Origin of the sequence: Litchfieldella rifensis (assembly GCF_042646605.1) — a bacterium.
GTDB classification, from domain to species: Bacteria; Pseudomonadota; Gammaproteobacteria; order Pseudomonadales; family Halomonadaceae; genus Litchfieldella; species Litchfieldella rifensis.
Window position 1 is genome coordinate 236296 of the sequence record NZ_JBHRUG010000017.1, and the last position, 12112, is coordinate 248407.

General features: G+C 63.0%; 14 protein-coding genes. 11 read left to right on the plus strand and 3 right to left on the minus strand.

Features of this window, described 5'->3' with window-relative positions; genetic code table 11:
* Window positions 1–42: 42 nt before the first annotated feature.
* Window positions 43–993, minus strand: a complete 951-nt coding sequence (locus ACFOEV_RS08175) for a calcium/sodium antiporter (protein WP_386772704.1) — start codon at window positions 991–993, stop codon at window positions 43–45.
* A 148-nt stretch (window positions 994–1141) separates the two neighbouring features.
* Between ACFOEV_RS08175 and ACFOEV_RS08180 the strand changes: the two genes are divergently transcribed.
* The 9 genes from ACFOEV_RS08180 (at window position 1142) to hisD (ending at window position 7947) form a co-directional block, all read left to right on the plus strand.
* A complete protein-coding gene (locus ACFOEV_RS08180; RefSeq protein ID WP_386772706.1) occupies window positions 1142–1954 on the plus strand; it encodes an ABC transporter ATP-binding protein in 813 nt (270 codons plus the stop codon).
* The gene (mlaE, locus tag ACFOEV_RS08185) at window positions 1951–2733 is read left to right on the plus strand and encodes a lipid asymmetry maintenance ABC transporter permease subunit MlaE (RefSeq protein WP_386772708.1); all 783 of its coding nucleotides are present in this window, start codon (window positions 1951–1953) and stop codon (window positions 2731–2733) included. Before ACFOEV_RS08180 ends, mlaE begins: the two co-directional genes overlap by 4 nt.
* A complete protein-coding gene (gene mlaD / locus ACFOEV_RS08190) occupies window positions 2730–3200 on the plus strand; it encodes an outer membrane lipid asymmetry maintenance protein MlaD (RefSeq protein WP_386772710.1) in 471 nt (156 codons plus the stop codon). The genes mlaE and mlaD overlap by 4 nt, the downstream gene beginning before the upstream one ends.
* Before the next feature lie 32 nt (window positions 3201–3232).
* Complete coding sequence (locus ACFOEV_RS08195; RefSeq protein WP_386772712.1) at window positions 3233–3895, plus strand: MlaC/ttg2D family ABC transporter substrate-binding protein; 663 nt, start codon at window positions 3233–3235, stop codon at window positions 3893–3895.
* A complete protein-coding gene (locus ACFOEV_RS08200; protein WP_386772714.1) occupies window positions 3892–4227 on the plus strand; it encodes an STAS domain-containing protein in 336 nt (111 codons plus the stop codon). The genes ACFOEV_RS08195 and ACFOEV_RS08200 overlap by 4 nt, the downstream gene beginning before the upstream one ends.
* A 73-nt stretch (window positions 4228–4300) precedes the next feature.
* Window positions 4301–4555, plus strand: coding sequence for a BolA family protein (locus tag ACFOEV_RS08205; protein WP_386772716.1), 255 nt, complete (start codon window positions 4301–4303; stop codon window positions 4553–4555).
* A 14-nt stretch (window positions 4556–4569) separates the two neighbouring features.
* Entirely contained in the window at window positions 4570–5832 is a 1263-nt protein-coding gene (gene murA / locus ACFOEV_RS08210) for a UDP-N-acetylglucosamine 1-carboxyvinyltransferase (RefSeq protein ID WP_386772718.1), read from the plus strand.
* A gap of 20 nt (window positions 5833–5852) precedes the next feature.
* Window positions 5853–6512, plus strand: a complete 660-nt coding sequence (gene hisG / locus ACFOEV_RS08215) for an ATP phosphoribosyltransferase (protein ID WP_386772720.1) — start codon at window positions 5853–5855, stop codon at window positions 6510–6512.
* A 112-nt stretch (window positions 6513–6624) separates the two neighbouring features.
* A complete protein-coding gene (gene hisD / locus ACFOEV_RS08220; RefSeq protein ID WP_386772722.1) occupies window positions 6625–7947 on the plus strand; it encodes a histidinol dehydrogenase in 1323 nt (440 codons plus the stop codon).
* Between the two features lie 6 nt (window positions 7948–7953).
* On the opposite strand, the gene ACFOEV_RS08225 is transcribed toward hisD, so the two are convergent.
* On the minus strand, window positions 7954–9192 hold the full coding sequence (locus ACFOEV_RS08225) for a Do family serine endopeptidase (protein WP_386772724.1): 1239 nt from the start codon (window positions 9190–9192) through the stop codon (window positions 7954–7956).
* Window positions 9193–9292: 100 nt separating this feature from the next.
* Here ACFOEV_RS08225 and ACFOEV_RS08230 point away from each other — a divergent pair, with 100 nt between their 5' ends.
* Window positions 9293–10051, plus strand: coding sequence for a Nif3-like dinuclear metal center hexameric protein (locus tag ACFOEV_RS08230; RefSeq protein WP_386772726.1), 759 nt, complete (start codon window positions 9293–9295; stop codon window positions 10049–10051).
* Window positions 10052–10057: 6 nt separating this feature from the next.
* On the opposite strand, the gene ACFOEV_RS08235 is transcribed toward ACFOEV_RS08230, so the two are convergent.
* Window positions 10058–10507 (minus strand): YhcB family protein, encoded by a 450-nt coding sequence (locus tag ACFOEV_RS08235; protein ID WP_386772728.1) that lies wholly within the window; start codon window positions 10505–10507, stop codon window positions 10058–10060.
* 209 nt (window positions 10508–10716) lie between these two features.
* Between ACFOEV_RS08235 and zapE the strand changes: the two genes are divergently transcribed.
* Complete coding sequence (gene zapE / locus ACFOEV_RS08240; protein ID WP_386772730.1) at window positions 10717–11901, plus strand: cell division protein ZapE; 1185 nt, start codon at window positions 10717–10719, stop codon at window positions 11899–11901.
* Window positions 11902–12112 lie beyond the last annotated feature (211 nt).

Sequence of the window (12112 nt, forward strand, 5' to 3'; positions counted from 1 at the left end):
GAGATTGTTGCCTGTCGCGAGGTTTCACTCAAGCTCTGTCGCTCAGGCAAATGTCATGCCGTTGACCATCAGCAGCCCCAGGTAACCGGCATAAGCGAGCAGTAGCAGCGTGCCGGGTACGCGCCCTACGACCCCGCGACGTTGCCATAGAAGCACAGCGCCGAGGGCCAGGGTGAGAATCAGCATGATGGGGAAGTCGCGTCCACCGGCCGCCGGATCGATGGAGCCGGGAGCCAGCAGCCCGGGAATGGGCAGAACGGCTAGCATGTTGAACAGATTGGAGCCGATCACATTGCCGATGGCGATGTCATGGTGGCGCTTGAGGGCGCTGGCGACGCAGGCGGCGACTTCGGGAAGGCTGGTGCCGATGGCGACGATGGTCAGGCCGATCACCAGTTCGCTGACCCCCAGTTCGAGTGCCAGTCGGGTGGCACCCCATACCAGCAGCCGTGAGCTCACGACCAGCAGCGCCAGCGTCAGCGTCAACCAGACCAGCGCCTTGGGCAGGGCCATGGCGGGTACGTTATCGGCAAGGCTCTCGTCGTCCGGGGAGTCGGCACGGAATAGCCACCACAGGCTGAAGGCAAGCAGTATCAGCAGAAAGAGCGCATCGAAGCGTCCCAGAATCCCGTTGGCCAGGGTATAACCGGCCAATCCGGTGGCTCCAAGCAGCAGCGGCAGCTCACGACGTACAATGGAGAAGCGTACCGGGATCGGCATCACCAGGGCAGTGATGCCCAGGACCAAGCCGATATTGGCGATGTTCGAGCCCAAGGCATTACCGGTGGCCAGGTTGGGCGTGCCATCGAGCGAGGCCATGATCGAGACGATGATTTCCGGTGCCGAGGTGCCCAGCGCGACAATGGTCATGCCGACCAGCATGGCGCTCATGCCGGCTTGATAGGCTGTGGCCGCAGCGGCGCCGACGAAGCGGTCGGCGCTCCATAGCAGACCGATGAGGCCGATCAGAATGACGATGGTAGGCAGCAACATGGGGGCACAACATCCACAGGCAGAGATTTGAAGGGGCTAATTAAACGTCGTGATGCGGCGAGGATGCAAGGCGGGTGCGTTCAGGCTGGCAGCGATGCGCCAAGTTAGGATACGATGTTCGATAATTTATATCAGAGATGGGGAATTCATGAACGACTCTCCCTTCGTGGTGGTGGAAGGGTTGCATTTTTCCCGCGGCGACACGGAAATCTTCCGCGGTGTCGATCTGGTGATCCCATATGGCAAGATCACCGCCATCATGGGCCCCAGCGGTACCGGCAAGACCACGTTGCTGAAGTTGATCGGCGGCCAGCTCATTCCCGACGCCGGGCGTGTGCTGATCGATGGTCAGGATGTCCATCGGCTATCGCGTCGAGCCCTGTTTCGCTTGCGCCGACGCATGGGCATGCTGTTCCAGAGCGGCGCGCTGTTCTCGGATCTGGATGTCTACGAGAACGTGGCCTTTCCCTTGCGTGTGCATACCGACCTGCCCAATGCCATGATTCGCGACGTGGTCCTGATGAAGTTGCAGGCCGTGGGGCTGCGTGGCGCGCGCCACCTGATGCCATCCGAACTGTCCGGCGGCATGGCGCGGCGCGTAGCGCTAGCGCGGGCCATGGCCCTGGACCCTGAGCTGATTCTCTATGACGAGCCATTCGTCGGCCAGGATCCGATCTCGATGGGGGTGCTGGTGCAGTTGATCAAGCGTATCAACGAGGCACTGGGCCTGACGGCCGTGGTGGTATCGCACGACATTAAAGAGACCATGTCGATCGCCGATTATGTCTATGTGATCGCCGATGGTGAGGTGATGGCGCATGGCACACCCGCAAGCCTGGATATCGTGCAGGATGCGCGGGTCAGCCAGTTCGTGCATGGCGAACCCGACGGCCCGGTCCCTTTCCATTACCCGGCGGTCGACTTCTTCACCGACATCCTGAGTGCAGGAGCGAACCGATGATCGGACGCATCCAGCAACTTGGCCGGTATGGCTGCGATCTTCTGGAGGCGCTGGGACGTGCCGGGATTTTCCTGGGACTGTCGGCCGTGGGAGTGCCGTCCCGCGACGGCTGGCACCTGTGGTTGCGCCAGATGCACTTCGTCGGTGTGCTGTCGTTGGCCATCGTGTTGGTGTCGGGGCTGTTCATCGGCATGGTACTGGCCTTGCAGGGATATACGATCCTGGTCGATTTCGGCGCCGAGCAGGCGCTCGGTCAGATGGTCGCGCTATCGCTGCTGCGGGAGCTGGGGCCGGTGGTGGCGGCACTGCTGTTCGCCGGGCGCGCGGGGTCGGCGCTGACCGCCGAGATCGGGCTGATGAAGGCCACCGAGCAGCTCACCAGCATGGAGATGATCGGCGTCGATCCGTTGCGTCGCGTGGTGGCGCCACGATTGTGGGCCGGCTTCGTGTCGCTGCCGCTGCTCACCATAGGATTCAGTGTGGTGGGGATCTGGGGGGGCTACCTGGTCGGCGTCGAGTGGCTGGGCGTGTTCAATGGCTCCTACTGGAGCAACATGCAGTCGAGCGTCGACTTCATCGCCGATATCGGCAACGGCATGATCAAGAGCGTGGTATTTGCGCTGGTGGTGACCTGGATTGCCGTCTTTCAGGGTTATGATTTGATCCCCACCTCGGAAGGGATTTCACGCGCTACCACGCGCACGGTCGTGTATTCCTCGCTGGCGGTACTGGGGCTCGATTTCGTGTTGACCGCGCTGATGTTTGGAGAACTGGGATGAAGCGCAGCAAGGTAATGGAGTTGGGTGTCGGCCTGTTCATTCTGGCCGGCATCGCGGGACTGATATTTCTCGGCTTGCGGGTCAGTGGTCTCAACCTGCCCGGACCGGGGGCGGGCGATACCTTCCAGCTACAGGCCAATTTCGCCAACGTTGGGGGCCTGAAGCCGCGCTCCCGTGTCACCATGGCGGGTGTCAATGTGGGGCGGGTCGTGGCCATCGAGCTGAATACCGAATGGTACGATGCCCAGGTCACCATGGAACTGGACGCTGAGCTCGATGGGCATTTGCCCCGGGACTCCACGGCGGCGATCCTCACCTCGGGACTGCTCGGCGAACAGTATATTGGGTTGTCGGTGGGAGGCGACCCGGAAACACTCAGTGACGGCGATACCATCCGCGATACGCAATCGGCACTGGTGCTCGAAGAGCTGATCCAGCAGTTCGTGTCGAATATGGGCAATGAGTGAACGATAGCCAACGGTATGGTGTGGGAGGCGGTATGACGCATTTCGTGGTGGTGGTGAACAAGTGGTTTCTGGCGGGCCTGGCGCTATGTCTGATGTTGGCCGCATCGGCGGCGCAGGGGCAGGAGGAGCGTAGCCCCGAACAGTTGATTCGCGACAGCGTCGATGAATTGATGGGCAAGATCGAAGGGCGCCGGGAGTACTTCGCCGAGCACACCGATGAGCTCGAGTCGGTGGTCGAGGCAAGCCTGAAGGATGTCGCCAATTTCCGTTATATCGGCGCCAGCGTGATGGGGCGCTACTTCGGCAACGCCACTCCCGAGCAACGCACGCGTTTCGTCGATACCTTTCGCCAGACGTTGATCGATACCTATGCCAAGGGCCTGGTGACATTCGACTATCGCGAGCTTCGCGTGCTGGACAATCAGCGCGAGGCACGTTACGAGGATCAGACCAGCGTGGCCATGGAGGTAGTGGCCACCGATGGCCAGGTTTACCCGGTAAGCTATACGCTACGCCTGATCGATGGTGAGTGGCAGGTCGTCAACGTCATCGTCAACGGCATCAACCTGGGGCTGACCTTCCGCAACCAGTTCGATCAGGCCATGCGCGAGCATGATCGTGACTATGATGCCGTGATCGACAACTGGTCGCCGGAAGTTGGTGTGGAAGAGCTCGAGGAGGGTGGCTCGGCATGATCCCGTTGCTGGACCGGCAGGGAGCGCGACTCGAGGCTGACGATAGCGGGCTGGCCGTGAGTGGCGAGGTGGATTTCGATGTGGCCGCGGCCCTGGCGGCCAGTGGGAGTGAGTGGTTGTCTTCCCGGCCGGTGGGAGCCCATATCCACTTCGACTTGCAGGGCGTTAACCGGGTCAGTAGCGCCGCGCTGAGCGTGATGCTGGAATGGACGCGCGTTGCCCGAGCCGCCGGGCTAGAGGTGTCCGAAGTGGAGCTGTCGCCACCCTTGGCTCGCTTGACGGCCGTGGCCGGCCTGGATGCGTTGCTGCCGCCGGCAGCAGCAAGCGACTGAACCGGCGTTGTCACCATCGCCATGACCGGCGCTTTTCATTACCATGGGGGTTTTGCCAAGGAGTTTCCCTTCCATGCAACCTAGTGATGTCAAGGCGCTGCTCGAATCCCGCATCGACGGCTGTGAGTTTCATATCCAGGGCGAAGGCTGCAACTTCCAGGTGATCGCCGTGGGCGACGTCTTCGAAGGGCTCAGTGCGGTCAAGCGCCAGCAGTTGATCTATGGCGCGCTGTCGGAGGAAATCGCCAGCGGTGCGCTGCACGCCGTCAGCATCAAGACTTATACCCCGTCACAATGGCAATCCGCGCCGGAAAACACCGGGGCCTGACGAAACGGACATTCATGGACAAGCTGATCATTACCGGCAATGGCCCCCTCGATGGTGAGGTGTGGGCCAGTGGGGCCAAGAACTCGGCGTTGCCGATCCTATGTGCCACCTTGCTTGCCGACGGGCCGGTGACCATCGGCAATCTGCCGCACCTGCAGGACATCACCACCACCCTGGAGCTGCTCGGGCGGATGGGAGTCGAGCCGGTGATGGGCGAGAAGATGACCATCGAGCTCGATGGCTCCCAGGTACGTGATTGCCACGCCCCCTACGAGCTGGTCAAGAAGATGCGCGCTTCGATCCTGGTGCTGGGTCCCTTGCTGGCACACTTCGGCACCGCCGATGTGTCCCTGCCTGGCGGTTGTGCCATCGGCTCGCGGCCGGTGGATCTGCATATTCGTGGTCTCGAGGCCATGGGGGCCGAGCTCCGTGTCGAGGGGGGCTATATTCGTGCCCGCTGCGACGGTCGGCTCAAAGGGGCTACCATCTTCTTCGATACCGTGACCGTGACGGGTACCGAGAACCTGTTGATGGCAGCAACCCTGGCTGACGGTATCACGGTGCTCGAGAACGCCGCCCGCGAGCCGGAAGTGGTCGACCTGGCCGAATGTCTGATCAAGATGGGGGCCAGGATCAGGGGGCACGGCACCGATACCATCGTCATCGAAGGCGTCGAGCGCCTGCATGGCTGTTATTATGATGTCATGCCCGATCGCATCGAAACCGGGACCTTCCTGGTGGCGGCGGCGATCACCGGGGGCCGGGTGCGGGTGCGCAATACCCGTGCCGATATTCTCGAGGCGGTTCTGGCCAAGCTCGAGGAGGCCGGCGCCCTCCTGACCAGTGGCGACGACTGGATCGAGCTCGACATGCAGGGGCGGCGGCCCCGGGCGGTCAACATACGTACCGCGCCATATCCGGCCTTTCCGACCGACATGCAGGCCCAGTTCGTGGCGCTCAATGCCGTGGCCGAGGGTACTGGTCGGGTGGTGGAGACGATCTTCGAGAATCGCTTCATGCACGTCCAGGAGCTCAACCGCATGGGGGCCAGGATTGCGCTGGAGGGCAATACCGCGATGATCACCGGGGTCGAACGGCTGTCCGGTGCACCGGTCATGGCCACGGATCTGCGTGCCTCGGCCTCCTTGGTGGTTGCCGCCATGTGCGCCGAGGGCGAAACCCTGGTCGATCGCATTTACCATATCGATCGCGGCTACGAATGTATCGAGGAGAAGTTGCAGTTGCTGGGGGCGAAGATCCGACGCGTCCCCGGTTAATTCACCGATTGAAGTGGCTTATGAACAAGCAATTGATACTGGCCCTGTCCAAGGGGCGCATTCTCGACGAGACACTGCCGTTACTGGCGGACGCCGGACTCGTGCCGGCCGAGGAGCTGGGCAAGAGCCGCAAGTTGCTGTTCGATACCAATCTGCCGGACGTCAAGCTGGTGATCATCCGTGCGACCGACGTGCCCACCTACGTGCAGTTGGGGGCCGCCGACCTGGGCGTGGCGGGCAAGGACGTGCTGCTCGAGCATGGCGCGGAGGGGCTTTATGAGCCGCTCGATCTGGAGATCGCCAAGTGCCGGTTGATGACTGCCGGGGTAAAGGGGGCCGAGCCGGCGCATGCGCGTCGTCGTGTGGCCACCAAGTTCGTCGACGTGGCGCGGCGCTACTATGCGGAACAGGGCATCCAGGCCGAAGTCATCAAGCTCTATGGCGCCATGGAGTTGGCGCCATTGATGAACCTGGCCGACGAGATCGTCGATATCGTCGATACCGGCAATACCCTGCGCGCCAATGGCATGGAGCCGAGAGAGCTGATCGCCGACATCAGCACGCGGCTGGTGGTCAACAAGGCGGCCATGACCATGAAGCACGAGACGCTGAAGCCGCTGATCGGACGGTTGCGCGAGGCGGTTGCCAAGCGACATGCGCCGGGTAACGCATCGGCCTGAGCCGGTACGAGTCCGGCGGACGACACGCAGGTGCCGCGAGCGAGTCGACCATCGATGAGTTGCCGTTTGAACCTGCTTCCTGCAATACGATAGCCAAGACCAAGAGACAGCCATGACCGATACCACCGCTTGCGAACTTGCGATAACCCGCTTGTCGACCCGGGAGGCAGATTTCGATACCCGTCTGGAATCGCTGTTGGCTTGGGAGGGGGTGTCGGGGCACGACATTCAGCAGCGTGTCGATGATATTCTCGCCGCGGTCAGGGCTCGTGGTGACGCTGCCCTGATCGAATACTCCAATCGCTTCGACCGCCTCGCCGTGACCTCCATGATCGAGCTGACGCTGGGCCCGGCTCGCCTGCGTCAGGCGTTCGAGGGGCTGCCCGAGGCCCAGCGTGCGGCCCTGGCCGCCGCTGCCGAGCGTATCCGTGCCTATCATCAGCATCAAAAGCCCGAGTCCTGGCGCTATACCGAGGCCGACGGCAGCGTGCTCGGTCAGCAGGTCACGCCGCTGGATCGTGCCGGCATCTATGTACCCGGCGGCAAGGCTGCCTACCCGTCCTCGGTACTGATGAACGCGATTCCCGCCCACGTCGCCGGCGTGCGTGAGATCGTCATGGTGGTCCCCATGCCCGATGGCGTGCTCAACGAGTTGGTGTTGGCAGCGGCTCATCTGGCCGGGGTCGATCATGTGTTCACGATCGGCGGGGCGCAGGCGGTGGCGGCCCTGGCATACGGCACCGAGACGGTGCCGCGGGTCGACAAGATCGTCGGACCGGGCAACATCTACGTGGCCACCGCCAAGCGAGCGGTATTCGGCCAGGTGGGTATCGACATGATTGCCGGCCCTTCCGAGATCCTGGTGGTGTCCGATGGCGGCACCGATCCCGAGTGGCTGGCCATGGACCTGTTTTCCCAGGCCGAGCATGACGAGGACGCCCAGGCCATCCTGGTCGGCTGGGATGCCGAGCATCTCGCCGCGGTCGAGACGGCCATGGCCGCACTGTTGCCGACCATGGAGCGAGAGCCGATCATTCGCGAGTCGCTGCGGTGTCGCGGGGCGGTGATCCTCTGCACAGATCGTGACGAGGCGGTGACCCTGATCAATCGTATCGCGCCGGAGCACCTGGAGCTGTCGGTCGCCGACCCCGACGCCTGGCTGCCGAGCGTCAGGCATGCCGGGGCGGTCTTCATGGGGCGTTATACCGCGGAGGCGCTGGGTGACTACTGTGCCGGCCCCAATCATGTGCTGCCGACCTCGGGGACGTCGCGTTTTTCCTCGCCGCTGGGAGTCTATGACTTCCAGAAGCGCTCCTCTATCATCCATTGTTCGTCGCAGGGTGCCTCCACGCTCGGCGAGACGGCCTCGGTACTGGCACGAGGGGAGTCGCTTACCGCTCACGCGCGCTCGGCCGAATATCGAATCAAGAAGTAAGGGCCCTCAACCCGCGGGCTGGCCCGTTTCCGGGGTCGGGCGCTCCCCGACCTCGAGCGTCACATCGATTCGCTGACCGCCGCGCAGCACCTCCAGGGGCAGGTCGGTGCCGGGCTCGATGGCGGCGATGTCGGCCATGACGGCGCGTGGGTCGAGGATCGGACGCCCATCGACTTCCAGCAGGACGTCGCCCGGCTGCAGGCCGGCCTCGGCCGCCGGTCCATTCGGTACTACGCCGGCGATCACTACCCCGCTCATGGTGTTGAGCCCGAAGGAGGCCGCCAACTCCTGGGTCATCTCCTGGGCCTCGATACCCAGCCAGCCGCGAATCACCCGCCCCTGGGTGACCAGCTCCTCGAGAATGGTTCGCGCCAGGTTGACGGGAATCGCGAAGCCAATCCCCTGAGAACCGCCGGAGCGTGAGAAGATCGCGGTGTTGATACCCACCAGGTCGCCTTCGGGGTTGACCAGGGCCCCCCCCGAGTTGCCGGGGTTGATGGCGGCATCGGTCTGAATGAAGTCCTCGTAGGCATTGAGCCCCAGATGGCTGCGGCCGGTGGCACTGATGATGCCCATGGTCACGGTCTGGCCCACCCCGAAGGGATTGCCGATGGCCAGGGCGACATCGCCGACGGCGGCTTGGGAGGAGTTGGACATGGAGATTACCGGTAATTCGTCGAGGTCGATGCGCAGCACTGCCAGATCACTCTCGGGATCGGTGCCGACCACTTCGGCGAGGGTTTCGCGTCCGTCACGCAAGGCGACCTGGATCTGATCGGCGCCGCGAATGACATGGTGGTTGGTCAGCACATAGCCTTCGGTGCTGACGATCACGCCGGAACCGAGGCTCGACAGCATGCGCTGACGGCGGGGCATGTCATCGCCGAAGAACTGGCGGAAAAAGGGATCGGACATCAGCGGGTGCTGTTCACGTTCGACCACTCGTGACGAATAGATGTTGACCACGGCCGGTGCAGCGCGCTCCACGGCATCGGCATAACTTGCCGGACCCTCATCGCGGGACAGGGGAGGAGCGCTGACCACTTCGGGAGAAGGGCGCGAGCCCTCTTGCTGCACAGCGCTTCGCGACTGGTCGGTGGTCTGGGCCGATACGGGAGATTGGCGCGGCGCGACAAGACCCGAATCATCTTCCCCCATCAGGCCGGGAAACGCATAGAGCAGCACGATGGCCAGCAGCACGCCAGAAATGACGGGCCAGAAGTAAGTCAGCAGGACACGACGCATGCGGGGGTTCCTTGTTGACGAGGCGGTCGCTGGTGGCTGTCGCAGCCGGTACAATGGCGCCATTGTAACACTGCTGCTGCTGCCATGCCCGGAGGTGCCGATGATATCCCGCGATACAGTGGTGAAGGCCTGCGACACCCTGTTGCAAGCCGATCGCTTCAAGGACTATACCGTCAACGGGCTGCAGGTGTCGGGACGGGAGCGCATTGCGCGCGTGATGAGCGGCGTCACGGCTTGTCAGGCGCTGCTCGACGAGGCTGTGGCCTGGGAAGCCGATCTGGTGCTGGTCCACCACGGCTATTTCTGGAAGAACGAGCCGGTGGTCGTGACCGGCATGAAGCGCCGGCGCCTGGCGACATTGCTGGCCCACGATATCAATCTGTTGGCTTATCATCTGCCCCTGGATGCCCACCCTGAATTAGGCAACAACGCGCGCTTGGCCTCGCGCCTGGAGCTGACGGTGGACGGTTGCGCCGATGGCGAACTGGGGGAGGGGCTGGTGTGGCTGGGTGCGCCGCCGCACGATGGCGATGATCGTGAGTTCGCTGCCCATGTCGGGAAACGCCTGATGCGCGAGCCGTTGCTGATCGAGGGCCATCGCGGGCCGGTCCGGCGGGTGGCGTGGTGCACCGGTGGGGCCCAGGACATGATCACGCTGGCCCACGAAGCGGGTGCCGATGTTTTCATTTCCGGCGAGATTTCCGAACGCACCACGCATCTGGCCAGGGAGTTGGGGATCAGCTACCTGGCCGCCGGCCACCATGCCACCGAGCGCTATGGTGTGCAGGCCCTCGGCGAATGGCTGGAAAGCGAATTCGGGGTGACACACAGGTTCGTGGATATCGACAACCCCGCCTGATCGGCGTCAGTAGCGCGGTGGCTGGGTGGCGGGCTCTTCCTCGCCGCGGCGCCGCAGGCCGAAGTCTTCCGCCAGGGTGCCACGATCGCCATCGGCATAGTCGCGAGGCATGGCGGGAGATTCGGCTGCGCTATCACTGTCGTCCTGGGGAGCGCTGCCGAGACGCCGCTTGATCTGCAGGTCATCGCACAGGCGATCCGCTCCGTGGGCGAGCTGCTGCTCGAGCTCCTGGCTTTGCCGCTGGATGTTGCCGATCAGGTCGGCGGCCCTGGCGAAGTGGTCGTTCAGAGCATCCCTGACCTGACTGAGTTCCAGCTCGGTTTCGGCGAGACGCTGTCGCACCTTTTGATTGCGCGCCACGTTGGCGTTGAGCAGGTGGTAGCCGAGGGCGCCGATACCGATGCCTGCAAGGCCGCTGACGATGGCCAGGATCCAGTCGATGTTGCTCTCGTACACGTTATTCCCCTTAGAGATTCTTTCCCCGGGACTGACCAGCTCGCTTTCGCGTCCTGGGAGCCATGGTGGCGTGTCCATTATATGGGGGAGGGTGAGACTCAGGTCAATGTGCCGCTCGGCACCGGCTGCCCCGGTCGGGCATGCGTAACCCGTCCTGGCGGCGTATAATGCCAGCTTTGACGAACCGAGTCCGAGGTAGCCAGACGCTGATGAGCGCGACAACGACATCACCGAGTTCCCGCGATGCCGCCAAGCCAACCACGCCACTGGCGCGCTACCGTGCGGACCTCGAGCGCGACGATTTCCAGTACGATGCCGCACAGGAGCTGGCTGTCAAGCACCTGCAGCGCCTTCATGACGAGCTGTTGGCCATGCCGCGGACCACTCCCAAGGCGGTCACCGTGGGCAAGGATCTGAAGTCTCGCGTCGCTGGGTTGTTCGGCAAGAAACCGCTGTCACCTCATGAGGTTGCCCCTCCCGTCATGGGGCTGTACCTCTGGGGCGGGGTGGGGCGCGGCAAGACCTATCTGGTGGATACCTTCTACGAGTCGCTACCGTTTTCGGACAAGATGCGCACCCATTTTCACCGCTTCATGCAACGGGTGCACAATGAGCTCGAGCACTACAAGGGCGAGAGGAATCCGCTCCGGCTGATCGCCGCCAAGTTCGCCTCCGAGGCCCGCGTCATCTGTTTCGATGAGTTCTTCGTCAAGGACATCACCGATGCCATGATCCTGGCCAACTTGCTGGAGGCCCTGTTCGAGCATGGCGTAATATTGGTCACGACCTCGAATATCGTCCCCGACGACCTTTACAAGGATGGCCTGCAGCGGGCGCGTTTCCTGCCGGCCATCGCTCTTCTCAAGCGCCATTGCGAGGTGGTCAATGTCGACTCCGGGGTCGACTATCGGCTCCGGGCGCTGGAGCGTGCCGCGATTTTTCACGCCCCACTGGATGCTGCCGCGGAGGCCGAATTGGCGCGCAGCTTCCGAAGCATCGCCGGTGCCGAGGGAGAAGAAAATGCGCCGGTTGAAATCAATCGTCGAGTACTCAGGGCGCGCCGGGTGCATGACGACGTGGTGTGGTTCGAGTTTCGCGAGCTGTGCGATGGTCCCCGCAGTCAGAACGACTATATCGAGCTGGCCCGCGAGTTCCACTCGGTGCTGGTTTCCAACGTCGTGCGCATGGGGCGGGGGACCGACGACCAGGCACGGCGCTTCATCAATATGGTCGATGAGTTCTACGATCGGGGTGTCAAGCTGTTGATGTCCGCCGAAGTGCCGGCCGAGCAGCTCTATCGCGAAGGTAGCCTGGCCTTCGAGTTCGAGCGGACGCTGTCGCGGTTGCAGGAAATGCAGTCCCTCGAATACCTGGCGCTACCACATAAACCCTGACCCCCGGACTCCGTCCGGAAGCTGTAAGCTGTAAGCCATAAGTTTTAAGCAAAAACCGTTGCCACTGGAGAGGGTGATGATGGCAATACGGCTTACGCGGCAGCATTGCCTCGTCGGTGCGGGGTCGTGTACAATGCGCGCTCGCTCGACCGTTGGGCCGGTTTTCGCCGCAGGCGAGAGGCGGTGCAACCAAGAAAAATAGGGATGGTCG